At 69.7% G+C, this 23,762-nt stretch carries 21 protein-coding genes; 9 read left to right on the forward strand and 12 right to left on the reverse strand.

Annotated elements, in window-relative coordinates; all coding sequences use genetic code 11:
- The first annotated feature begins 248 nt into the window (after window positions 1–248).
- From prfA to V5F75_RS04445, 3 genes are all read left to right on the forward strand, one after another.
- Window positions 249–1,334: a peptide chain release factor 1 gene (prfA, locus tag V5F75_RS04435; protein ID WP_394033279.1), complete on the forward strand. Its 1,086-nt coding sequence runs from the start codon at window positions 249–251 to the stop codon at window positions 1,332–1,334.
- Window positions 1,335–1,389: 55 nt separating this feature from the next.
- Window positions 1,390–2,256 carry a peptide chain release factor N(5)-glutamine methyltransferase gene (gene prmC / locus V5F75_RS04440; RefSeq protein WP_394033280.1) on the forward strand — a complete coding sequence of 289 codons (867 nt, stop codon included), beginning with the start codon at window positions 1,390–1,392 and terminating at the stop codon, window positions 2,254–2,256.
- Window positions 2,257–2,806: 550 nt separating this feature from the next.
- Window positions 2,807–3,727 (forward strand): DUF4167 domain-containing protein, encoded by a 921-nt coding sequence (locus V5F75_RS04445; protein ID WP_394033281.1) that lies wholly within the window; start codon window positions 2,807–2,809, stop codon window positions 3,725–3,727.
- Window positions 3,728–4,248: 521 nt separating this feature from the next.
- On the opposite strand, the gene V5F75_RS04450 is transcribed toward V5F75_RS04445, so the two are convergent.
- From V5F75_RS04450 to V5F75_RS04465, 4 genes are all read right to left on the reverse strand, one after another.
- A complete protein-coding gene (locus V5F75_RS04450) occupies window positions 4,249–4,965 on the reverse strand; it encodes a DUF1796 family putative cysteine peptidase (RefSeq protein WP_394033282.1) in 717 nt (238 codons plus the stop codon).
- 538 nt (window positions 4,966–5,503) lie between these two features.
- Window positions 5,504–8,170 (reverse strand): DNA mismatch repair protein MutS, encoded by a 2,667-nt coding sequence (gene mutS / locus V5F75_RS04455; protein WP_394033640.1) that lies wholly within the window; start codon window positions 8,168–8,170, stop codon window positions 5,504–5,506.
- 482 nt (window positions 8,171–8,652) lie between these two features.
- Window positions 8,653–9,633: a zinc metalloprotease HtpX gene (htpX, locus tag V5F75_RS04460; protein ID WP_394033283.1), complete on the reverse strand. Its 981-nt coding sequence runs from the start codon at window positions 9,631–9,633 to the stop codon at window positions 8,653–8,655.
- A 188-nt stretch (window positions 9,634–9,821) separates the two neighbouring features.
- Complete coding sequence (locus V5F75_RS04465; protein WP_394033284.1) at window positions 9,822–10,028, reverse strand: hypothetical protein; 207 nt, start codon at window positions 10,026–10,028, stop codon at window positions 9,822–9,824.
- A gap of 515 nt (window positions 10,029–10,543) precedes the next feature.
- On the opposite strand from V5F75_RS04465, the gene fae reads away from it, so the two are divergent.
- Window positions 10,544–11,050, forward strand: a complete 507-nt coding sequence (fae, locus tag V5F75_RS04470; protein ID WP_393987544.1) for a formaldehyde-activating enzyme — start codon at window positions 10,544–10,546, stop codon at window positions 11,048–11,050.
- 139 nt (window positions 11,051–11,189) lie between these two features.
- Here the strand turns inward: fae and V5F75_RS04475 are convergent, their stop codons facing one another.
- From V5F75_RS04475 to V5F75_RS04485, 3 genes are all read right to left on the reverse strand, one after another.
- Window positions 11,190–12,176, reverse strand: coding sequence for a YVTN family beta-propeller repeat protein (locus V5F75_RS04475; protein ID WP_394033285.1), 987 nt, complete (start codon window positions 12,174–12,176; stop codon window positions 11,190–11,192).
- Window positions 12,177–12,223: 47 nt separating this feature from the next.
- Window positions 12,224–12,763 (reverse strand): SRPBCC family protein, encoded by a 540-nt coding sequence (locus tag V5F75_RS04480; protein ID WP_394033286.1) that lies wholly within the window; start codon window positions 12,761–12,763, stop codon window positions 12,224–12,226.
- A gap of 169 nt (window positions 12,764–12,932) precedes the next feature.
- Complete coding sequence (locus V5F75_RS04485) at window positions 12,933–13,442, reverse strand: DUF3280 domain-containing protein (protein ID WP_394033287.1); 510 nt, start codon at window positions 13,440–13,442, stop codon at window positions 12,933–12,935.
- 168 nt (window positions 13,443–13,610) lie between these two features.
- On the opposite strand from V5F75_RS04485, the gene pedA1 reads away from it, so the two are divergent.
- The 5 genes from pedA1 to V5F75_RS04510 all read left to right on the forward strand — a co-directional run bounded on the left by pedA1 (window position 13,611) and on the right by V5F75_RS04510 (window position 18,336).
- Window positions 13,611–14,828, forward strand: a complete 1,218-nt coding sequence (gene pedA1, locus V5F75_RS04490) for a lanthanide ABC transporter ABC transporter substrate-binding protein PedA1 (RefSeq protein ID WP_394033288.1) — start codon at window positions 13,611–13,613, stop codon at window positions 14,826–14,828.
- An 82-nt stretch (window positions 14,829–14,910) separates the two neighbouring features.
- Window positions 14,911–15,927 carry a YVTN family beta-propeller repeat protein gene (locus V5F75_RS04495; RefSeq protein ID WP_394033289.1) on the forward strand — a complete coding sequence of 339 codons (1,017 nt, stop codon included), beginning with the start codon at window positions 14,911–14,913 and terminating at the stop codon, window positions 15,925–15,927.
- A 14-nt stretch (window positions 15,928–15,941) separates the two neighbouring features.
- Window positions 15,942–16,772, forward strand: coding sequence for a lanthanide ABC transporter ATP-binding protein PedB/LutE (gene pedB, locus V5F75_RS04500; RefSeq protein ID WP_394033290.1), 831 nt, complete (start codon window positions 15,942–15,944; stop codon window positions 16,770–16,772).
- Window positions 16,769–17,647, forward strand: coding sequence for a lanthanide ABC transporter permease protein PedC (gene pedC, locus V5F75_RS04505; protein ID WP_394033291.1), 879 nt, complete (start codon window positions 16,769–16,771; stop codon window positions 17,645–17,647). The genes pedB and pedC overlap by 4 nt, the downstream gene beginning before the upstream one ends.
- Before the next feature lie 56 nt (window positions 17,648–17,703).
- The gene (locus tag V5F75_RS04510) at window positions 17,704–18,336 is read left to right on the forward strand and encodes a hypothetical protein (RefSeq protein ID WP_394033292.1); all 633 of its coding nucleotides are present in this window, start codon (window positions 17,704–17,706) and stop codon (window positions 18,334–18,336) included.
- Window positions 18,337–18,408: 72 nt separating this feature from the next.
- Here the strand turns inward: V5F75_RS04510 and V5F75_RS04515 are convergent, their stop codons facing one another.
- The 5 genes from V5F75_RS04515 to xoxF5 form a co-directional block, all read right to left on the reverse strand.
- Window positions 18,409–19,272, reverse strand: coding sequence for a quinoprotein dehydrogenase-associated SoxYZ-like carrier (locus V5F75_RS04515; protein ID WP_394033293.1), 864 nt, complete (start codon window positions 19,270–19,272; stop codon window positions 18,409–18,411).
- 145 nt (window positions 19,273–19,417) lie between these two features.
- Entirely contained in the window at window positions 19,418–20,023 is a 606-nt protein-coding gene (locus tag V5F75_RS04520; RefSeq protein WP_394033294.1) for a PQQ-dependent catabolism-associated CXXCW motif protein, read from the reverse strand.
- Window positions 20,020–20,769, reverse strand: a complete 750-nt coding sequence (locus V5F75_RS04525) for a quinoprotein dehydrogenase-associated putative ABC transporter substrate-binding protein (RefSeq protein WP_509212140.1) — start codon at window positions 20,767–20,769, stop codon at window positions 20,020–20,022. Before V5F75_RS04525 ends, V5F75_RS04520 begins: the two co-directional genes overlap by 4 nt.
- 121 nt (window positions 20,770–20,890) lie before the next feature.
- The gene (locus tag V5F75_RS04530) at window positions 20,891–21,436 is read right to left on the reverse strand and encodes a c-type cytochrome, methanol metabolism-related (protein WP_394033642.1); all 546 of its coding nucleotides are present in this window, start codon (window positions 21,434–21,436) and stop codon (window positions 20,891–20,893) included.
- A gap of 187 nt (window positions 21,437–21,623) precedes the next feature.
- On the reverse strand, window positions 21,624–23,432 hold the full coding sequence (gene xoxF5, locus V5F75_RS04535; RefSeq protein ID WP_394033295.1) for a lanthanide-dependent methanol dehydrogenase XoxF5: 1,809 nt from the start codon (window positions 23,430–23,432) through the stop codon (window positions 21,624–21,626).
- Window positions 23,433–23,762 lie beyond the last annotated feature (330 nt).

Raw genomic sequence — 23,762 nt, forward strand, 5'->3', positions numbered from 1 at the left:
ACACCGGTTCGCGTGAAGAAAATGCGAAAACTCAAGGCCCTGAAGCGTTTCATGATTTCATGGACGCAATGAAACGCTTCAGGGCGTCTTCACACGAAGCGAATGCAGGCTCGTGTGAAGAAAATGCGTTATCCCGATCATCCGGAGCGATTGCCGCGCGCCAGCGGGTGCGGAAAATGCTCCGGCGGGGCCGGCTGATGCCTCGCCTCTCCGCCCCGGTTTCCCTTGCCTGAAAGCGCGACCCCGCCATGTCCTCCGCTCTGCCCCTCGCCAAGCTCGACCAGCTGGTCGCGCGCCATGCGGAGATCGAGGCCGCGCTCGCCTCCGGCGCGGAGGGCGACGAATATGTGCGGCTGGGGCGCGAGTTCGCGGAACTCTCCCCGGTGGTGGAGCAGGTGAGCGCCCTGAAGGGCGCCGAGCATGATCTCGAAGGCGCGCGCGAGCTGCTGGCGGATGCCGCCTCCGACCCGGAGATGCGCGCCCTTGCGGAGAGCGAGGTGGAGCGGCTGGAGGCGCGCATCGAGGAGCTGACCCACGAGGTGCGGCTCGCGCTCCTGCCCAAGGACGCCATGGACGAGCGCGGCGTCATCCTGGAGGTGCGCGCCGGCACCGGCGGCGACGAGGCCGCCTTGTTCGCCGGCGATCTCTATCGCATGTACACGCGCTATGCGGCCGAGAAAGGCTGGAGCGTGGAGGTGCTCTCCGAGAGCGAGGGCACCATGGGCGGTTACAAGGAGATCGTCGCCGCCGTGCATGGCCGCGGCGCCTATGCGCGGCTCAAGTTCGAGAGCGGCGTGCACCGGGTGCAGCGGGTGCCGGAGACCGAGAGCGGCGGGCGCATCCACACCTCGGCCGCCACCGTTGCCGTCCTCCCCGAGGCGGAGGAGGTGGACGTGGACATCAACGAGGCGGAGCTGCGCATCGATGTGTTCCGCGCCCAGGGCGCCGGCGGCCAGCACGTGAACAAGACCGAGAGCGCGGTGCGCATCACCCACCTGCCCACGAACACCGTGGTGGTGGTGCAGGACGAGCGCTCCCAGCACCGCAACAAGGCCCGCGCCATGGCGCTGCTGCGCGCGCGCCTGCTGGACGAGGAGCGCACCCGCGCCGCCGCCGGCCGCGCCGCCGAACGCAAGGGCCAGGTGGGCTCGGGAGACCGCTCGGAGCGCATCCGCACCTATAATTTTCCACAGGGCCGCGTCACCGACCATCGTATCAACCTCACCCTCTACAAGCTGGAGGAGGTGATGGCGGGCATGGCGCTCGACGAGATCATCGACGCCCTGCTGACCGAGCACCACGCCGCGTTGCTGGCGGCTGCTGACGAAACGTGAGAATTGTTCTAAATCACGCGGGATCGGACCGCTTCCTGTCTCGAGTTCGCGCGCCATGATTGCTGACCCGCCGTTCACGGTGATCGCCCTGCGCCGCCAGATGGCCGCGGAGCTTTCGGTATCCGGCGTCGAGGCGCCGGATGTCGAGGCGGGCATCCTGCTGGCCCATGCGCTCCATTGCGGCCGGGAGGCCCTCATCGCGCGCCGCGACGAGCCGGTGCAGCCCGCCGCCGCGCGGGAGGCCATGGGGCTGCTGCTGCGGCGGATCGCCGGCGAGCCGGTGGCGCGCATTCTCGGCCGCCGTGAGTTCTGGAGCCTCGATTTCCTGCTGTCGCCGGACACCCTGGTGCCACGCCCGGACACGGAGACCGTGGTGGAGGCGGCGCTCGCCTTCTTCCCCGAGCGGCCGGCGCCTTTGCGCATCCTCGATCTCGGCACGGGCTCCGGCGCCATCCTGGCGGCGCTGCTGAGCGAGCGGCCCTCGGCCTTCGGGGTGGCGGTGGACCGGGCCGAGGGCGCCGCCCGCGCCGCCCGCGACAATCTCGCCCATGCCGGGGTCGGCCCGCGTTGCGCGGTGGTGGTGGGCGACTGGGGCGCGAGCCTTTCCGGCGGCTTCGACCTCGTGGTCTCGAACCCGCCCTACATCACGCACCGGGCCATGGCGGGCCTGCCGCGGGAGGTGCGCCTGCACGATCCGGTGCTGGCCCTCGACGGCGGCGAGGACGGGCTCGATGCCTATCGCGCCATCGCGGCGGACCTGCCGCGCCTGCTCGTGCCGGGCGGCGGCGCCGTGCTGGAGCTGGGTGCCGGGCAGGAGGCGGACGTGGCTGCCATCGCTCTTCGGGCGGGTCTGCTCGTGGCCGGGCCGGCGCGGCCCGATCTCGCCGGCATTCCGCGCGCCCTGGTCCTGCGCCGGCCGTGAGGGCACGGGACCAAGGTCGCCGGGATGGGGCTGAAAAAATTCACTTGGAACAAGGGCGGGAACTGGTTAGTGTCCATTCACAGGAATCGAACCGTGGCACCTGCCGCAGCGGCGGGTGCGGCTTCCGAAAGCTTCTAGGCAGTTTCGGGTGCTGAAGGTGGATCTGTGTGGTGGCGCGCAGACGTGCAGCGCTCCTGCGGGCACCGGCGGAAGATTGTTTCACGAAGGGCACGTGTCCTGGTTTCTTGCCGGACGGTGCTGGTTTGGGCGGCCTCCTGGGTTCAGGGGGCATGGAGCTCGATAAGCGGACGGAATCCGGCCCCTTTATCGACCTGAATGTGCGCGAGCGCCCGATGCAGGCGGGGCTCGATGAAGAAGACGTTCATCACCTGCTGTGAAAGATGCGGGCGCTGCCGCCGATTTTCGCACACCACGATTTTCGGACACACGTGGATCATGGAATCCCACGGTGAGGCGCGCCGGATTCAACGGCGGTTTTCACGCCGCGCGAGTAGAGACGATCCAGATGAGAAATGGTCAGCAGAAGCGCATGCGCGGCCGAAACAACCGCCGCAGCTCTAATCCCCTGACGCGGGTCTACGAGTCGAACGGGCCGGACGTGAAAGTGCGCGGCACCGCTCATCACATCGCCGAGAAGTACCAGCAGCTCGCCCGCGACGCACAGTCCTCGGGCGATCCGGTGGCGGCGGAGAACTATCTGCAGCACGCCGAGCACTATCTGCGCCTCATCGCCTCCCTCCAGGGCCAGTTCGGCACGCCGGTCGGCTTCGACCGTGACGAGGGCCTGGACGACGACGACATGATGGACGACGTGGGCGCGCTGGATGCGCCCCAGCCCTACCCCCGCCAGGAGCAGGCCTACACCGCCCGCGAGCCGCGGGAGGGCCGGGAGCCGCGGGAGCCCAGGGAACCGCGCGAGGCGCGCGAACCCCGTGAGCAACGCGAATCCCGTGAACAGCGCGAGCCTCGTGAGCAGCGTGAACCTCGCGAGCCCCGCGCCACCCGCGAGGGACGGCAGTCCGGCTATCGGCGCAACCGTGACGAGGAGGGCGCGGAGCCCCGCGAGTATCGCTCCGGCCGCGCGAGCCGCGAGGAGGCCAGCGAGGCTGCCCCTGCTCCCGCTCCGGCCCTGCGGGCGCCCCGTGCCAGCCGCTACAGCAGCAGCGAGGAGCCCGAGGCGCCGCGCGCCGCTCGCGCCGAGCGGGCGGAAGAGGATCAGGAGATCGGCCTGCCCGCCTTCATCACCGGTGCGCCGGCCGTGACCAAGGAGCGGGCCGAGCCGAAGGCGGAGCCGGAGGAGCCGGCCGCCGAGGACGCGGAGGCGGCTGAAGGCCGCGTGACCCGCCGCCGCCGCCGTTTCCGCACCCGCGCCGAGCGGGCGGAAGATGCCGCCGAGGCCGGGGCGGGCGAAGCCCCCGTGCCGGAGCAGCAGGCGCTGTTCGGCGAGTGATCCGCCGCGCCCGTAAGGGGCGGGGAACGATGCAAGACAGGATGATGCCCGGGGCTTGCCTCGGGCATTTTCGTTTGCGCGGGGCGCCGGCACGCCGTGCGCCTTATATCCGCGCTTCACCTCGCGGCACTGCGCAGGCGCTTGAGGCCGTGGAGCGCGGTCAGGGGCTGCGCGCGGGGAGATGTCGTCGAGGGTCTCGCCCAGCAGGTCGGGCGCGGCGGATTGTGCCGGCGTTTCGGCGGGGTGCGGCCGGACGGCTGCGAACCGGAGCAGGGTCGTCCGCCATTGCTGGACCAGGGAGGGGGGGCTCGGCCTTTGTCAGCACCGCCTTGGCGTGGGCGTCTCCATTCGCGCATGGGCGCGGCAGGCGACTCGGGGTCGTGACCTTTTCCTTCGCGCGGTAGAGCCACTCCATTCGCGCGCGGGAGGCGACGATAAGTGCATTAGTGCTGGAGCTACCTCCGCACGACCGGCAAGTCTTAGGGCGGAAGCATGTGGCCCGGCTTCGTGAAAACCTGTGTTCAGTAGTTTGCCAGATTCATCGGCTCGCAATGAGGAAACTCGCGGAATACGGCGTCCCAGGACGGTACATGGGCATCAGGGGTGTCGTCATAGGGCGCGAAGCGCTTCAGGTAGCGATTACGGATCCCTGGCAGGCCCCAGTCGGCTTCAGAATGCTCGGCGGTCTGGAGCACGATCAGTTCGAACGGTGTCCCAGCGTGATACCCCTGGAGTAGAGTGTGAATCCTGATTGCGAATCCCCGCGCATCACTGAGCGTATTTTTATAGAAGTATGCAGTTCTACCTGGAGTCGCGGCGTTCTCGCGGAATTTTCGGACAAAATGCGCGAACTTGTCCTGCAGTCTAGTCAGTTTTTCTTCGAAATCCGGCGCATCCCGAAACGCGATCGGGTCGAACTCGTGATGCACCATGTGAGCATGTGACGCATCGCGCACCAGATGGCCGCCGGTATGCACCGACAGGTTCTCAGCCTGGAGCACTCCGTCGAAATCACGTTCGAGCAAAGTGACGAGCGTACCGGGTTCCGTGATGTTCCAGGTGAAAAAGCCCGATTCCGTCCGCCTACAGACACGCTTGATCTGGAATCCGACCTCGCAGTTGCAACCCAGCGAGACATAGCGATTAAAGCCAAAGGTCGCGTGAGCTTCCGGCTGCGGTGGTGGAGCTTCTACAGCGACGGGATCACGGTGGGAAAACAACGACTTCAGAGTGTTCATTCTGCCTCCTCTCGCCCGGCCAGAATCGGGGCTATCTCTGGATAGCGGATGCGTCCCAGCTCGCCGTCGCCTAGTGGCCAACGGATGCCTTGCAGCTGATCAACACGGCTCATCTGTGATCCCTCACGCGCTTGAAGTGCATCGTACCGGCGATCGGCTTGTGCGCGACTCCGGACGACACGCTCTAAGAGTTCAAGTGCCAGTCCTCATGCTCGAAACAAAACGTGAGATCGTTTCCGCAAAACCGGAAGGGGCGGTACAGCTCGGCCTGAGCGAGTGTCATCATGGCCCAGTAGCTCAGCCAGTCAAGATAGGACTGGTCGCAAGCGCCGATCTCGGAAACCACGTGTCAGAAGATCCGTTTCCATTGGTCGTTACGACGCGCATCGCAATCCATCGCCGATCCTCAAAAATCGGCGTTGAATCTGATTTGCTCCCCTGTGGGGATCCCAAATCTCTGAATCGTCACTTCTACCTAGGGGCCGCCTGTCGCGCCACTCCATTCGGCGCGCGGCCGGCCGCCGCGCTCATGCGCGGCTCATCCTGCGGATTGGCGCAGGCCCTTGAGGCGGTAGAGGGCGTCGAGGGCCTCGCGCGGGGAGATGTCGTCGGGGTCGAGGCCGTCGAGGGCCTCGCCCAGAAGGTCGGGTCCGGCGGCTTGCGCCGACGCGGCGGCGGGGCGCGGCCGGGTGGCGGCGAACAGGGGCAGGTCGTCCACCATGCGCTGGACCGGGGAGGCGCGCTCGGCCGCCTCCAGTTCCGCCAGCACCGTCTTGGCGCGGGTGATGACGGCCTCCGGCAGGCCGGCGAGCTTGGCCACCTGGATGCCGTAGGAACGATCGGCCGCGCCGGCCACCACCTCATGCAGGAAGATCACGTCGCCGTTCCACTCGGCCACCTTTACGGTGGCGTTGACGAGCCGCCGGCAGCGTTGCGACAGAGCGGTGAGCTCGTGGAAATGGGTGGCGAACAGGGCGCGGCAGCGGTTCACCTCGTGCAGGTGCTCCAGGCTCGCCCAGGCGATGGACATGCCGTCGAAGGTGGCGGTGCCGCGGCCGATCTCGTCGAGGATCACCAGCGAGCGCGCGGTGGCCTGGTTCAGGATGGCGGCGGTCTCCACCATCTCCACCATGAAGGTGGAGCGCCCGCGCGCGAGATCGTCGGCCGCCCCCACGCGGGAGAACAGCCGGTCCACGATGCCGATGCGCGCCTCCCGCGCCGGCACGAAGGCGCCGGCCTGGGCCATCACGGCGATGAGCGCGTTCTGCCGCAGGAAGGTGGACTTGCCGGCCATGTTCGGCCCGGTGACGAGCACGATGCGCCCGCAGCTCTCGCCCTCCGGCGGGGAGAGGTCGCAATCGTTGGGCACGAAGGCGCCGGTGGCGCGGGACTGCGCCAGCGCCTGCTCCACCACCGGGTGGCGGCCGCCGGAGATGGCGAAGGCCGGGCCCTCCTCCATGTGCGGGCGCACGTGGCGCTCGGTGGCGGCCAGCTCGGCGAGGGCGGAGGTCACGTCCAGCTCGGCGAGCGCCTCTGCCGCCTCGCGGATGGCGGGGGCGGCCTCCACCACGGCGGCGCACAGGCGGTCGAACACCGCCTGCTCCAGCCCCAAGGCCCGCTCGCCCGCGCTGGCGATGCGGCTCTCCAGCTCGCCCAGCTCCACGGAGGAGAAGCGCATGGCGCCGGCCATGGTCTGGCGGTGCACAAACACGCTGGCGTGGGGCGGCTCGCGCAGGCGGTCGGCATTCTGCGCCGTCACCTCCACGAAATAGCCGAGCACCGCATTGTGCTTGATCTTCAGGGATTTGACGCCGGTTTCCTCGGCGTAGCGCCGCTCCAGCGCGGCCACCACGCGGCGGCTCTCGTCGCGCAGGGCGCGGGTGGCATCGAGCTCGGCGTCGTAGCCGGGCCGCACGAAGCCGCCGTCGCGCCGGTAGGGGGGCAGTTCGTCGGCCAGCGCCGCGGCCAGCTCGCCCGCCAGCGCGCGGGAGACGGCAGCGAGCGTCGCCGCCGCGCGCGCGATGTCGGCCGGCGGGGGGAGGGCGAACAGGGCGGCGAGATCAAGCGCCCCCTCAAGGCCGTCGCGCACGGCGGCGAGGTCGCGCGGGCCGCCCCGGCCGAGGGCGATGCGGGAGAGGGCGCGGGCCATGTCGGGCGCGGCCGAGAGGCGCGCGCGCACGGCGCGGCGCAGCTCGCCTTCGTCCAGCAGGAAGCCGAGGGCGTCGTGGCGGTCGCGGATGGCGGCGAGGTCGGTCAGCGGCTCGGCGATGCGGCGGGCGATGAGACGCGCCCCGGCGGCCGTCACCGTGCGGTCGATGGCGCCGAGCAGGGAGCCGCGCCGCTCGCCCGAGGTGGTCTTCACCAACTCCAGGTTGGCGCGGGTACCGGCATCGATGAGCATGATGCCGCCGGCCGCCTCCTTCACCGGCCGGGCGAGGGCCGGGCGGGCGCCGAGCTGGGTGCGCTCCACATAGGCCACCACGGCGGCGGCGGCGATCAGCTCCGGCCGGGTGAAGGCGCCGAAGGCGTCGAGGGCGGCGACGCCAAAGAAATCGGCGAGGCGCTTTTCCGCGCCCGCGCCGTCGAAGCTCTGGCGCGGCAGGGGCGTCACCGCCGGGAACTCGCGCAGCAGGGCGCTGAGCTCGGCATCGTCGAGCAGGGCGTCGGAGACGAGGATCTCCGCCGGCTCCACGCGGGCGAGGTCGGCGCCGAGCGCCTCCCGGCTGCTGGCGGCCACGCGGAATGCGCCGGTGGACATGTCGGTGAAGGCGAGGGCATAGGCGAAGTCGTCGGCCGCGGTACCGGCGCGGGTGCGGGCGACGGCGGCGAGCACGTTCTCGCGCCGGGCGTCGAGCAGAGAATCCTCGGTGAGGGTGCCGGGGGTGACGAGGCGCGTCACGTCGCGCCGCACCACGCTCTTGGGCCCGCGCTTCTTGGCGAGGGCGGGGTCCTCCATCTGCTCGCACACCGCCACCCGGAAACCGCGCGCGATGAGCTTGTGCAGGTATTCTTCTGAACGCTCGATGGGCACGCCGCACATGGGGATGTCCTCCCCCAGGTGCCGGCCGCGCTTGGTGAGCACGATGCCCAGCGCCTGCGAGGCGTGTTCGGCATCGGCGAAGAACAGCTCGTAGAAATCGCCCATCCGGTAGAAGAGCAGGCTGTCCGGATGCGCCGCCTTGATCTCCATGTACTGCGCCATCATGGGCGTGACGCGGCCTTCGTCGGCGCGGGCGGGCTCCGCGCGCGGCGCGGCGGGCGTGCCGGTCGTGAACCGCGCCGGGGCCTCGCGCACGCCGGGGGGCTCATCGCCCGCAGCGGCGCCGTGCGTCTCGGGCGCGGCGGCCTGCGGTCCATCGGCCGCCGCCGTGTCGCTTCGGGGCGCCTCCGCTTCCGATGCGTCGGCCTGGGACGTGGCGACCAGGGACGTGGCAGCCTGGGAAGTGGCAGCCTGGGAGCTGTCGGCCGGGGACGTTTCGACGTCGTGCGTGTCGGTTCGGAGCGCGTCGGCTTGGGCGCGGGCGTTGGCGGGTGCGGAGGTCATGGCCGCAGGCTATCGGGCGGGCGCCGCCCTGTCAGCGCGCCGCGTCCGCCGTCGACAGGAAATCTCGCCGCCGGCCCGCGTCTCGCCTCCGTCCGGCCCCGCCTCCCGCTTATGGGGGCGGCCTTGGCGGCGGTCGCGCGCCTTCAGCCCCAAGGCCCCCGCCGGGGCGTGCCGCCGCCCCAGGGGCCGGACGAGGTGCCGGACGACGCGTTGCCCGAAGGCGCTCCCGGCGCCCGGCCGGCGGCCTGGTCCCACGCCGCACGCGGCGGCGGGCCCATGCGGCCCGCCAGCTCCCGCAGGGCGGCGATGCGGTTCTCGGTGGCCGGATGGGTGGAGAAGAGATTGTCCATCCGCGCCCCGGAGAGGGGGTTGATGATGAACATGTGCGCCGTGGCGGGGTTGGCCTCGGCCTCCTCATTGGGCACGTGGTGGGCCTCCCCGGAGATGCGGGCGAGCGCGGCGGCCAGCGCCATGGGGCGGCCGCAGATCTCGGCGCCGCCCCGGTCCGCCTCGTACTCGCGCGAGCGGGAGATGGCCATCTGCACCACCATGGCCGCGAGCGGCGCCAGCACCACCATGAGAATGGTGCCGATGGCGCCGAAGGGGTTGGAGTTGTTCCCCCGGTTCCCGCCGCCGAACAGCAGGCCGACGTTCGCCAGCATGGAAATGGCGCCGGCGACGGTTGCGGTCATGGTCATGGTGAGGGTGTCGTAGTGCTTGATGTGCGCGAGCTCATGGGCCATCACGCCGGCGATCTCCTCACGCGTCAGCATCTGCAGCAGGCCGGTGGTGGCGGCCACGGCGGCGTTCTGCGGGTTGCGGCCGGTGGCGAAGGCGTTCGGCTGCGGGTTGTCCATGATGTAGACCTTCGGCATGGGCAGGCCGGCGCGCTGCGCCAGCTCCCGCACCATGCCCACGAACTCGGGGGCGGCGGCCTCGTCCACCTGCCGGGCGCCGTACATGCGCAGCACCATCTTGTCGGAGTTCCAGTAGCTGAACAGGTTCATGGCCGCCGCGACCACGAACGCGATCAGCATGCCGCTCCGCCCGCCGAGCACGAAGCCCACCACCATGAACAGGGCGGTGAGGCCCGCCAGCAGGATCACCGTCTTCAGATGGTTCATCGCGTCGTCCGTCCCTCGTCCGCCGTTCATCCGCGCGTGCGCGGCGTCGGCCTTGAGGATGGGAGCGGCACCCGCGCGACGCAAGGGGAGGGGCTCACGCCAGGAGCCCATGCGCGTGGCTTGCGGGCCGTTGGCGCGCGCCCGCGCGGCGTTCGAGCCGGGGTCCCGCCCGGCGCCGGCCGAGGGCCTCAGATCTCGTGGGAGAGGCGGTCCGCCGGCACGCACTTCCAGCGGCCGACCCGCCATTGCGGGTGCGACTGCGACCATTCCGCGATGGTGGCCTGGGAGGTCATCATGCACGCCATGGGCGCCGCGGCCTCCATGGAATAGCTGAGGTGCTCCTCCCGGCAGGTGGCCGGGGCGCTGATGAGGCAGGCATAAAGCACGATGAACATGAACGGTGTCCTTCACCCTTGTTCCGGGTTCTGCCGTCCTGTCGTTGTCGCTCCCGAGACGCTGGACCGCCCGGCGGCGCCCGCAGCCCGGCTTCGTGGCGAGGCCCCGTGAAGCATTCGCCATGAATGCGCCGCGGCCTTTCCCTCGAAGCCGGTGTTGAGGTTAATCGCATTTCCTTGCCCGTGAAAAGCTCATTGTGCGCCGCAGCGAAATCTGTGGCGCCAAGGGTATTCCGGGGTTGGAAAGCCTGGAACGACCTACCATCACGCCTCCGCCTCCGCCGGGGGACCGCGCGTCGGGCCCCGTTCGTCTTGCCGCTACTGCGGAGCTGAGGTAGCTTCGCGGCGCTATCCGGTGAACCGGCCTGATTTGAGCGGGCGCTGAAACAAGGGTATGCGGCAGCCGACCGCTATCCGCGAGAAACCGGAGGCGGTCGTCCCCTGCCGGGTGTTTCAGGTGCCGCGTGGCGCGGCATGCGGTCATCACCCGGCGAATATCTGGGAGGACGAGACCAATGGCCAAGATCGACAAGGTTCTGGTTGGCGAGGCACTGGTGGGCGATGGCAACGAGGTTGCGCACATCGACCTTCTGATCGGTCCGCGCGGCAGCGCGGCGGAGACCGCCTTCTGCACCAGCCTGACCAACAACAAGGACGGGTTCACCTCGCTGCTGGCGGTGATCGCGCCGAACCTTCAGTGCAAGCCGAACACGGTGATGTTCAACAAGGTGACCATCAAGGACGCGCGCCAGGCGGTTCAGATGTTCGGGCCGGCGCAGCATGGCGTTGCGAAGGCGGTGCAGGACGCGGTGGCGGAAGGGATCATCCCGCTGGAAGAGGCGGACGACCTCTACATCTGCGTTGGCGTGTTCATCCACTGGGAGGCGGCGGACGACGCCAAGATCCAGTCGTACAACTACGAGGCGACCAAGCTTGCGCTGGCGCGGGCGGTGAAGGGCGAGCCGACCGCCAAGGAAGCCACCGAGAAGCGCGACGCGGTGAAGCACCCCTTCCAGGCCTGAGCCGGAAGCACGCGCAAGACCGAACCCGGCGACATCGCCGGGTTCCCCACCTTTGCAAGCCACCGTCCCCGGTCTTCGACCGGCATCAGGCGGGCCTCCCCCGAATCGGCCCGGTGTCCCCGTTGCTCCCGGCGTCGGATCACTTGCCCCGCCGGATGAAGGCCCCGAAGGCGCGCGGCCCGTCGCCCAGGGGCAGGGTCGCCACGGCCTTCAGCGTCTCGGTATCGATGACCGAGAGCGAGTTGTCGAACCAGTTCGCCACATAGACGCGGCTGCCGTCGCCGCTGGTGTCGATGCCCTCGGGATAGTCGCCGACGCCGATGCGGACGAGCTCCCGCAAGGTCTCCAGGTCGAGCACGCTGACCGAGCCCGCATACTGGTTGGTGACGAAGGCGCGCCCGCGCGCGAGGGCGACGCCGTAGGGCCGCTCGCCCACCTTTACCGTCGCCACCACCCGCCGGGCGGGAAGGTCGATCACCGAAACGTCGTTGGAGCCCACGTTGGCGGTGTAGGCGCGCCGCCCCTGCGCATCGATGGTGACGCCGAACGGGCGGGTGCCCACGGGAATGACCGCCACCCGCTTGAGGCTCTGCGTGTCGATCACCGAGACGGTATCGTCGTCGCGGTCGGCGGTGAGGACGAAGGCGCCGTCCGGCGTCACCGCCACACCCGAGGGCGAGGCGCCGGTCTGCGCCTCCCGCGGCCGGTCGGGCGCGTCGGGGTCGATCACCAGCAGGCGCTTGGCATACCAGTCGGCGACGAACACCGGCGCGCCCGCCGGGCCCACAGCGATGCCGAGCGGCCCGCCGCCCACCGGCCAGCGCGCCAGCACCTGCCGGCTTGCGGCATCGATGACCGTGACCGCCTTGTCGTTCGGGCTCGTGACATAGGCGCGTCGCCCGTCGCGGGTGACGGCGATGCCGGCCGGCTCGCCCGGCACCGGGATCTGCGCCTTGACCTTGCCACCGCCGGCGCCGGCTTGGGAAAGGTCCACCACCGCCACCCGGTTGGCCGGCTGCTCGGTGATGAAGGCCTCCTCGGCCAGCGCTGGCAGGCTCGCCCCGGCGGCGCAGACGGCGGCGAGGGCAAATACGACACGGGCAAATACGGCGCGCGCAAATGCCATGCGTGCAACTCCCGCGCGCACAGTCCCCATGCGCGCGCCTGGCCGCATCACGAAGGCCCCTTCTCCAGCTTCGCCTTCAGGGCGTCGAGGCCGGCGCGGTAGACGCCGGTGACGGCGGTCACCGCCGCCTCGTCGCTCAGCTCCGGCGGCGGGTCGTTGTTGGGATAGCCGCGATAGAAGGCGCCCTTCCACTCCACCTTGGAGTGGGTGGCATCAATGGGTTCCACCGTGATGGTGGAGGAATAGTTGGTCACCGGCAGCACTTTCACGTCCACGTCGGTGATGCGGTAGGAATAGCTCTTCTTCTCGGGCTCGAACTTGTAGAGCACCTCGTCGATGGTGCCCCCGCCCTTGAGGGTGAGCTTGCGGGTGGCATCGACCGCATTGCCGCCCTGGCCGACGGTGGCGCCGATCACCGGATGCCAGCTCATGTCCTGGAAATTGCCGATGGCGGCCCACACCTTCTCGGCCGGCGCGGCGATTTCCACGGTCTCCGTCACCTTCTTGCGGGTGGGCCCATGGGCATCCGCGGCGAGCGGCGAGAGCATGACGGCGGCTGCCACCGCGGCGCTCAGAACGTGTTTCATCAGGCGTTTCCTTCCCTGTCGATCTTGATTGCGAACCAGAGTGGTTTCCGCGCGCGGAAATCGCTCCAGATTATTGAGATCACGCATTTTCTTCGCGCGAGCCGGCATCCACTTCGCTTGAAGATGCTCTCGTTCCTGCGAGAGCCTCGGCTCTCGATTTTGCCGCCGTTCATGGCTGGAGCGGGGGCTGGCCGGGGGCCAGGATGCGGTTCTTCACGAGATAGCGCACGCCGCGCAGCCAGGATTCGTCGGTGTTGCCGCGAATGTCCACCTGGCCTGCGCGCAGGATTCGGCCGTCCTCTCCCGTCTCGCGCACCTCCAGCACGAACGACAGGATGAGGTTGGAGATCTTGCGGATCACCCCCACCACCTCCACCTGGGCGCCGCCGGCGCGGGCGATCTCGCGTTCGCAGCCGTTGCATTTGTAGAAGGGGGAGAGATCCTCGATCCGGGCCGCCTGGGGGGAAAGATCCACGAACGCCATGTCGCCGGACTTTTCCAGCAACGCCCGCAGCTCCGCATTGGCGCGCTTCAGGCGCTCGGCCTGCTCGGCCAGCGCCTCGGGCCGCCGGTCCAGGGTATCATCGAAGAACTCGAAGCCGAACAGGGCCGCGCGCACCGCCGCCGCATGGGCGGCGAGGGGCGACAGCAGAAGCAGTGCCGTTGCGGCGAGAAACACTTGTTTTTTCATTATCCGCACCTGAACGGGACGCAGCGTGTCACAGTCCATCCGTCTCGGGCAAGGCCGGAACATCTTATTCTTTTCTTAGATATATCCCGTTGCACGCCGGGCGCGATGGTGCCTACATCTCCTTCCCCGGAACGGAACCCTTGAGGTGGTGGAGCGATGTGGAGCCTGCGCGCACGCCTTCTCGCCGCCGCGCTGGCGGCGTTCTGCGCGGGTCCGGCGGTGACGCTCCATGCCCAGCCGGCACCGGAGGCCGCCGCCCCGGCGGCACTGGAGATCCCCCTCGGCGTCCTCACGCGCGAGGTGCCCCCGCCCCCGCTCTACGACCTTGAGGCCGTGCCCCAGGACGAGGCTGTGGCGGGCGCCGCGCTGGCGGTGAAGGACAACAACTCCACCGGCGCCTTCACCGGCCAGCATTTCACCCTGGAGACCACCACCCTCGCCGAGGGCGACGATGCGGTCGCCGCCGCCAAGGCGCTGGTCGAGGGCGGGCGGCGGCTCCTCATCGTGAACCTGCCGGCGGACCAGCTCCTCGCGGTGGCGGATGCGGTGAAGCCGCTGGGCGGCATCGTCTTCAACGTGGGCGCGACCGACGATGCCCTGCGGGCCGATGCGTGCCGCGCCGACGTGTTCCACGTGGCGCCGAGCCGCGCCATGCTGGCCGACGCCCTCGCCCAGTTTCTCGCCGCCAAGCGCTGGAACCGACTGCTGCTGGTGGTGGGGCCGCAGCCGGCGGACATGGCCTATGCCGATGCGGTGAAGCGCGCCGCCCGCAAGTTCGGCCTGAAGATCGTGGCCGAAAAGCCCTGGACCTTCGGCCCCCTGGCGCGCGAGCGCTCGGACAGCATCACCCGCTCCGACGCGCTGGCGCTCACCCGCGGCGTGGATGCCGACGTGCTGGTGGTGGCGGACGAGGCGGGCGACTTCGGCAACTACATCCCCTTCCGCACCGCCGAGCCGCGGCTCGTGGTGGGCACGCAGGGGCTCATCGCCGCCACCTGGCACCCGGCGCAGGACGCCTGGGGCTCGGCCCAGCTGCAGAGCCGCTTCCTGCGCGGGGCGGGCCGCACCATGCGCCCGGCCGACTACCAGGCCTGGCTCGCCGTGCGCATGGTGGGCGAGGCCGCCACCCGCACGAAAAGCGCGGATTCCGCCGCCGTCGCGGACTATCTGCGCGGGCCGGGCTTCTCCATCGCCGCCTTCAAGGGCGTGCCGCTCTCGGTTCGTCCCTGGGACCAGCAGGTGCGCCAGCCGCTGCTCATCGCCCAGCCCCTCGGCATCGTGTCGGTGGCGCCGGAAGAGGGCTTCCTGCACCAGTTCACGCCCCTCGACACCCTGGGCTTCGACGCGCCCGAATCCAAGTGCCGGCTGAAGTAGGCCGAAGGTTCCAGTCGCCGCGCCAACGGCGTGCTCAAAAGACGAGGGCGTGCCCGACACGCCCCGCACCGGGAGGATGAAGATGACCGCCTTTCGCCCGCGGCCCCCCGCGCGCCCGCTCTCCTCCGCGCGGGCCCTCGCCGCCGCGCTGTCGGGCGCCGCCATGCTGCTCGCGGCCGGGGGGGCGGAGGCCGGCATGGCCTATGTCTCCAACGAGCGCGGCAATTCCATCACCGCCATCGACACCACGACCCTCGCGGTGACGCAGACCGCCAAGGTGGGCCGCCGCCCGCGCGGCATCATCATGAGCCCCGACGGCAAGGTGATCTACCTGTGCGCCAGCGACGAGCACGCGGTGCAGGTGATCGACCCCGCCACCCTCAAGGTGCTGCGCAAGCTGAAGTCCGGTCCCGACCCGGAATTGTTCGCGCTCCACCCCGCCGGCAACCCGCTCTACATCGCCAACGAGGACGACAACCAGGTCACCGTGCTCGACGTGGAGAAGAACCGCGTCATCACCCAGGTGCCGGTGGGCACCGAGCCGGAGGGCATGGCCGTGAGCCCTGACGGCAAGATCCTGGTGGCGACCTCCGAAACCACCAACATGGCCCACTTCATCGACACCGAGACCTACAAGATCGTCGCCAACGTGCTGGTGGACGCGCGCCCGCGCTTCGCCGAATTCACCCGCGACGGCACGAAGCTGTTCGTGTCCGCCGAGGTGGGCGGCACCGTCTCGGTGATCGATCCGAAGACGCGCGCGATCGTGCGGAAGATCGAGTTCAGGATTCCCGGCGTGTCGAAGGAGACCATCCAGCCCGTGGGCGTGCGCGTCACCGCCGACGGCAAGACGGCGTTCGTGGCGCTCGGCCCCGCCAACCGCGTCGCGGTGGTGAATGCCGAGACCTACGCGGTGGAAGACTATCTGCTGGTGGGCCAGCGGGTGTGGCAGCTCGCCTTCACCCCGGACGAGAAGCTGCTCCTCACCACCAACGGCAATTCCAACGACGTCTCCGTGATCGACGTGCCCTCCCGCAAGGTGGTGAAGTCCATCAAGGCGGGCGGCGCCCCCTGGGGCGTCGTGGCCGCGCCGCAATAGGCCGGAGGCCCGCCATGGAGGAGGCCAAAAGCGCGGCGGCGCCGGAAACGACCGAGCGCGCGGCAGCGCGGGAAGAGACAGGGTGCGCGGCTGGGCCGGTAACGGCCGGTGGCGCGCCGGCGCTGGAGGTGGCGCACGTGAGCCACAGCTTCGGTCGCCGCAAGGCGCTGGACGACGTGTCGCTCACCGTGCCGCGGGGCCGCTTCGTGGCCCTGCTCGGGCCCAACGGCGCCGGCAAGACCACCCTGTTCTCGCTGGTGACGCGGCTCTATGCGTGCCGCGCCGGGGCGGTGCGCATCTTCGGCCACGATCTCGCCCGCACGTCCTCGGCGGCGCTGGCGGAGCTGGGCGTGGTGTTCCAGAGCCGCACCCTCGACCTCGATCTCACCGTGCGCCAGAACCTCACCTACCACGCGGCCCTGCACGGCCTCTCCGGCGCCGCGAGCGCGGCCCGCATCGATGAGCTGCTCGCCCTGGTGGGCCTTGCCGAGCGCGCGGGGGAGAAGGTGCGCACCCTTTCCGGCGGGCAGTCGCGGCGGGTGGAGATCGCCCGCGCCCTGGTGCACCGCCCGCGCCTGCTGCTGCTGGACGAGGCGACCGTGGGCCTCGATCTCGCCTCCCGCCGCGCCATCGTCGCCCTGGTGCGCGCCCTGGTGCGCGATGCCGGCCTCTCCGTGCTGTGGGCCACCCACATCTTCGACGAGGTGGAGCCGCACGACCTCGCGCACGTGCTGCACCGCGGCCGCATCATCGCGGCTGGGGAGGCGGCGGCGATCGCGGGCGGGACCTCGCTGGAGACGGCCTTCCGCGCCCTCACCGAGCGGGACGAGGGCGAGGCCGCATGAGCCGAGGCGAGACCAGCCCCGGCGCGCCCGCCGCCATTTCCGCGCCGCGCCGGCCCCTGGGGGCACATGGCTACGCCGTGTGCCTCGGCGGCATCGTCTGGCGCGAGCTGCTGCGCTTCGTGCAGCAGAAGGAGCGCTTCCTCTCGGCGCTGGTGCGGCCGCTGGTGTGGCTGTTCATCTTCGCCGCCGGCTTCCGCAGCGCGCTCGGCGTCTCCATCATCCCGCCCTACGACACCTACGTGCTGTACGAGGTCTACGTCACGCCCGGCCTCGCGGTGATGATCCAGCTCTTCAACGGCATGCAGTCGTCCCTCTCCATGGTCTACGACCGGGAGGTGGGCTCCATGCGGGTGCTGCTGACGAGCCCGTTCCCGCGCTGGTGGCTTTTGTTCTCCAAGCTCATCGCCGGGGTCGCGGTGTCGCTGGTGCAGGTCTACGTGTTCCTGGCGGTGGCCTGGGCCTGGGGGGTTGAAATCCCGCCCTCCGGCTATCTCCTGGCGCTGCCGGCGTTCGTGGTCACGGGCTTCATGCTGGGGTCCATCGGGCTCGTCATCTCCTCGCTGGTGCGGCAGCTCGAGAATTTCGCGAGCGTGATGAACTTCGTCATCTTCCCCATGTTCTTCGCCTCGTCGGCGCTCTACCCCCTGTGGCGAGTGCGAGACGCCAGCGAAACGCTCTACCTCGTGTGCCTTCTCAACCCCTTCACCCATGCGGTGGAGCTGGCGCGCTTCGCGCTCTACGGCGCGTTCGATCCCCTCTCCGCCGCGGTGGTGGCGGCAACCACGCTCGTGTTCTTCGCCCTCGCGGTCATCGCCTACGACCCCGGCCGGGGCGTGATGGGCCTGCGCGGCGGGCCCAAGGGAGAGGCGACGTGATGAGAGGCACGAAAATGTTCCGCAGACCAGGCGCCATGCCCGGAGGCCCGTCAGCCATGACACGCGCGTTTCCCGTTCCGCCTTCCGCCCGCCGCGCGCTTCTCACCGCGCTGATGCTCGCCGCCTGCGGCCCCGCCCTCGCCCAGCCGAAGGCCGATCCGGACTGGCCCTGCCCCCAGCGGCGCACGCCGGATATCAGCCTCGCCGCCGTGTGGAGCGGGCCGGCGCTCGACACCGCCGGCCGCTGGACCGACGACCAGGAGGCAGCGACGCTGGCGGTGAAGCTCGCCTCCCGCCGCACCCCGGTGGAGGAGGCCGGCGGCCTCATCGCGGCCTTCGCCAAGGAGGCGGGGCCGGAGGCGAAGACCCGCCTCGTGCGCGTGTTCGCCGGGGTGTACGAGATCACGAGCCTGGAGCGGGCCAAGGTGATGGACGGCATCGTGCGCTACGCGCGCGGGCAGGAACGCCTCGCCGCGCGGCTGCGCGAGGAGGGGGACGCCCTCGGACAGGCGAAGGATTCGCCCGAGGCCGCCGACACCCCCGCGACCCGCGAGCTGGAGCAGAAGCTGACCTGGGATACCCGCATCTTCGAGGAGCGCACGCGCTCCCTTGCCTATGTGTGCGAGACGCCGGTGCTGTTGGAGCAGCGCGTGTTCGAGATCGGCCGGCAGATCCAGGACCGGCTGTGAAGGCGCCGGCCCGGCTCCGGGCTGAACACCGGGGCCGAGAGGCCATGGAGAATCGCGCCGGGGCGCGCCCGCTCAGCTTCCGCCGCCGGGGAAGGTGCGGCTGAAGACCTTGCCTTCCGTGTCCTCGCCACGCACCGTCACCGGCTCGGCGGAGGGGTGGTAGGTGAAGCGGAAGGTGGGGTCCTCGCTGATGGAGATGCCCCCCTCCATGCCCAGCAGCAGGCGCCCGCCCTGGGTGATCCGCACCTCGCGCACGAACCACGCCGGGGTGTAGCCGCGCGTCGCCTCATCCATTTGCAGGCCGGAGAAGTTGGGGTGGCGGATCTGCACCTGCGCCTCATCGCGCCCGGCATCCGCGAAGGAGCGGAAGCGGATGTCGCCGAGGTGGGTGATGGAATCGGCCGTGTCCTTGGTGGCGGGGGCCGAGCAGCCGCCCGCCGCCTTCACGAACGCCTTGGCCATGTGGAGCGCGCCGTCGTCGGTCTCCACCACCGCGCGGACGTAGGAATAGGAATTCACCCGCGCCCGGAGCGTGAGGGCGAAATCCTTCTGCCCCGCGCCGAAGGTGAAGCGCCCCGCCACCGGCGAGGGGTTCTCGTCGATCACCACCGTCACCGCCCGGAAGCTGCGCGCATCGCCCGCCGGCAGCGCCAGCGCCACCGTGAGCGGCACCAGCGCGGCGTCCTCCGCGCGGGAGGGCGCCGTCAGCGCCACCAGCCCGTCCGCGGCGCCGATGGCGCGATCCGGGAAGATGTCGGGGGCGATGGCGAGCCAGGTGGTTTCACGCGCGGAATCGGCTTCCCGCGCGGTGTCCGCGGCGTCCGGCGCGGCGACGCCGGCTTCGGTGGCGAGGGCCGGCGGCGCGCCCGCCAGCAGGGCCAGGGCGAGGAGGGATGCCCCCCACCGGCCGCGCGGCCGGCACAGATGTTCGGTCATGGCGTTTCTCCCTACGAGCATTTTCAAGCGAAGCGGATCCCGGTTCGCGCGAAGAAAATGCTGAAACGATCTGGCGTCCGGGGCCCTTCGGGCTCCTCGGATCGGGCATCCGGCGCGGGGAAGCGGAGGCGGCCGCCCTTCCGGGTCAGCGCGCCGCTTCCCCCTGCCAGGGCCCGGCCTCGGCGAGGGGCAGGCCCGCCGCCTTCCAGCCGTCCACCCCCGTGGGGAACCACGCGACCCGCCCGTATCCGGCGGCGAGGGCGCGCTTGGCGGCGTTCCAGGACATCCAGCAGTCCTTGAGGCAGAATATCACGAGCGGCCGCGCCCGGTCACCGCCGCTGGCGGCGGCGAGCCCTTCGGCGAAGTAGCGCTCGGTCGACGCGTCGAGGGCGCCGAAGCCCACATTGGGCAGCCACACCGCGCCGGGAATGGTCTCGTGGGGCGGATCGCGCCAGAGCGTGCCGGCAGGCAGGCTCGCCGGGCGCGGCGGGCGCGGCAGCACGTCCACGAATACCGCCGCCTTCTCCCGCCACAGGGCCTCGGCCTCCTGCACGGTGAGCACCCGCGCGCCGGAAAGGGTCTCCGGCGTCGGCGCGCGATAGGGCTCGAAGCGATAGCCCTCCGGCTCCGGCGGCGGGGGGGTGGCGCTCTCCTGCGCCTTCGCCGCGCCCGCCCACAGCGCGAGCGCGGCGAAGGCCGCGAGGGGCAGGCGGCGCCATGCGCGCGCGGGGCGACGGCAGGGAGCGGTCATCGCCCCGCACTCCCGCTCGATGCGCTCGCGGGGGTGATGAGCTGGCCGCCGTCATCGAGGAGGGGCACGCCATAGTCGAGCAGCACTGCGTCGATGTCGGCGGCGCGCTTGCGCAGCACCTGGTTCAGGGTCTGCTTCCACTCATGGTCGGTGGGCCGCACCCCCATGGTGATGCGGTAGGCGAGCGGCGGGCGCTCCGCCTCGTGCAGCAGCGGCACCACCTTCAGCGGCGCCCCGGCATGCCGGGCGAAATAGCCGGCGCTCGGCCCCCACAGGATGGCGCCGTCGAGATCGCCCTTGGCGAGATCCGCCAGCATCTCCTCCGGCGGGGAATCGAAGCGCCGGTCCACCAGCAGAGAATAGGTCCGCGCGGAGCCGATGAGGCCCAGCGCCAGCAGGTGGTCGGCCGGGGGCGTGCCCGCCACCAGCCCCAGCCGCGCGCCCTTGAGGCGCGGGTCGGAGAGCGCCTCCACCCCGTCGAGCGGACCGCCCGCCTTCACCACCAGCACGTAGGTGGACTGGTAGTAGGGATTGGTGTGCAGCACCGGATCGGCCCCGGCGGCATAGCCGATGACCACGTCGCACAGCCGCTTGCCGAGGCTGTTGCGCACGAAGCCGGGCCCCTGGGGCATGTAGTAATAGCGCACCGGCACCTTCAGCTCGTCGGCGACGATGGCGGCGATGCGGTTCTCGAAGCCCTCTCCCTTGCGGCTCGTGAAGGGCATGTTGGCGGGGTCGGCGCACACCCTGAGGGCATCCGCCGAAACCGAACTCGGGATGGTCTGGCCCTGGGCGCCGGTGGAGCTCAGCAGCAGGATGGCCGCGAGCCCCGCCGTCCCCAGCGAGGCGAGGAGGGGGACGAAGCCCTCACTCGCCGAGGCAGGCCTTTTCGGTTGCGATGGTGGCGGGCGTCTTGTCCTCGCGCTTGGCGGGACGGGCGCGGCCGAGGGCGCCGTCGGAGCGGGCGCGCAGGTAGACATAGATGTCGTCGAGGTAGCACATGACGTTCTTGTTGAGTCCAAAGGACGGCATGACCTTCTCATTGCCACCTCCCACGTTTTGCCGTCCGCCCACCACCACTTCCTGGAAGTGGTCGAAATCCATGGTCTTCAGCGAATCGATGAGGGCCGGGGCATAAGTGGAGCCCATGCCGTCGGGGCCATGGCAGACGTGGCATTCGGCGTGGTAGCGGCGGTAGCCGGAATAGGTGAACCAGTCCACCATGCCATCGGGCTGGATCTTGTAGGTGGGAGCACCGGATTTATCGAAATACTTGCCGTCCTCGTCCTTCACGGGCGTCGGATCGCCCTGCTTGCTGAAGGTCTGGGTCTCGGCGGCGAAGGAGGACGGCGCGAGCGCGGCGGACAGCGGCAGCAGGGCCGCTGCGAAGGCAAGGGCGCCAGCGCGCTTCATGAGGGCAGATGAAAACACACGCTCTCTCCAGAAACGAAGTCGGGGACGGGGCGCAGCCTCCCGTTCGCGGCGCCGCGCGCCGCGGGATGGGACTTCACGAAAGCCTGCGCCCTCGAGGTCTCGAAGGGCGCCGGCACGGGAGGGAGCCGTGCCGGCGCCGGGGGCCGATGCTCGGTCCGCCCGCCCGTCAGTTGGGCACGGCGAACACGGTCAGCTGGCCGCCGAGGGCGGTGTAGTTGCTGAGGGCGGAATAGCCGCCCACCGCGCCGAGGCCGGCGTTCGGGTCGGTGAGTCCCGCGGCGAGGCCGATGCCCGCCCAGCCGCCGACGCCCGAGAGCACCGCCACGTACTGCTTGCCCTTGTAGGTATAGGTCATCACGTTGCCGATGATGCCGGACGGGGTCTTGAACTTGTAGAGTTCCTTGCCCGTCTTGGCGTCCACCGCCTTCAGATAGCCTTCGAGCGTGCCGTAGAAGACGATGCCGCCGTCGGTGGAGAGCGCGCCGGACCACACCGAGAACTGCTCGGGGATGGACCACACGATCTTGCCCTTGCGGGCGTCCCAGGCGATGAAATTGCCCATGCCGCCATGGCTGTTGGGCGCCGGGAACATGGAAAGCGTGGCGCCCACATAGGGCTGGCCGGGCGTGTAGCTCACGTGGAAGGGCTCATAGTCCATGCACACGTGGTTGGTGGGCACGTAGAACAGGCCCGTCTCCGGCGAGAAGGAGGCCGGCTGCTGGTCCTTGGTACCGAGCGCCGCCGGGCAGATGCCGGTGGTGTTCACGTCCTCGCCGCTGGCCTCGGTGGAATACTTCTCCACCACCAGCGGCCGCCCGAAGGTGGGGCTGGTCTTGTCCATGTCCACCTTGGTGGCCCAGTTCACGGCCGGGTCGTACTTCTCGGCCACCAGCAGCTCGCCGGTCTTGCGGTCGAGGGTGTAGCCGAAGCCGTTGCGGTCGAAGTGCACCAGCAGCGGACGCTTCTTGCCGTCGATTTCCTGGTCCACCAGGATCATCTCGTTGACGCCGTCATAGTCCCACTGGTCGTGGGGCGTCATCTGGTAGACCCACTTGGCCATGCCGGTGTCCGGGTCGCGGGCGAAGATGGTCATGGACCACTTGTTGTCGCCGGGGCGCTGGGCCGGATTCCAGGTGGAGGGGTTGCCGGAGCCGTAATAGACGGTCTTCGTCTCGGGGTCGTAGGAATACCAGCCCCAGGTGCAGCCGCCGCCGATCTTCCACTGGTCGCCCTGCCAGGTCTTCAGGGACGAATCCTTGCCCACCGGCTTGCCGAGCGAAGTGGTCTTCTCGGGGTCGAACAGGATCTCGTTGTCCGGGCCGATGGAGTAGGCGCGCCAGACCTGCTTGCCGCTGTTCATGTCGTAGGCGGTCATGTGGCAGCGCACGCCGAACTCGCCGCCGGAGATGCCCACCAGCAGCTTGTCGCCCACCGGCATCACGGTGGCGGTGTTGGTCTCGCCCTTCTTGGGGTCGCCGTTCACGGCCGACCACAGCACCTTGCCGGACTTGGCGTCGAGCGCCACCACCTTGGTGTCGGCCTGGTGCAGGAAGATCTTGCCGTCGGCATAGGCGAGACCGCGGTTGACGGTGTCGCAGCACATCACCGGGATGACGTTCGGGTCCTGCTTGGGCTCGTACTTCCAGATGATCCGCCCTTCGTTGTTCAGGTCGAGGGCGTAGACGATGTTCGGGAAGGGCGTGTGCACGTACATCGTGTCGCCCACCACCAGCGGCGAGCCCTCGTGGCCGCGCAGCACGCCGGTGGAGAAGGTCCAGGCCACCTGCATCTTGCCGACGTTGTCGGCATTGATCTGCTTCAGCTTGGAGTGGCGGGTGTTGGCGTAGTCACCGGTCTGGAGCACCCACTGGTTGGGGTCCTGGGTGAGTTTCAGAACACTGTCGTTGGCCATGGCCGGCGCGCCGAAAAGCGCGCTGCACGCCGCCATGGCGGTCACCGTAAAAACTCGTCTCATCTGGGCTTCCTCCGATGGATGCGCGCCCGCGGCCACCGCAGTGGAACGGGAAACGCACTGAGCGTTGTTTTCGCCTTTGGGGGACTCCATCTACTTCGGCAGCGTGTCACGACCGGCGTGAATGCCCTGAAGCCTTGCGGTCACAAGGTGTCCCGCAGGCCTGCGAACCAGTACCGCGTTCCCCGCGCGATACCGTTGAAGCCGAAGCTGAGAGGAACGTAAGCAAAGTTTCTTCCGGACGCAATACACCAATTGTGGAGTGATAGGGTTCTTCTATATTGCAGATGCGAAGTAAAACTTTATTCCCTGCCGCACTGCGAAAAGACCGCC

The sequence above is a fragment of the Xanthobacter albus genome, assembly GCF_043194895.2.
GTDB lineage: Bacteria > Pseudomonadota > Alphaproteobacteria > Rhizobiales > Xanthobacteraceae > Xanthobacter.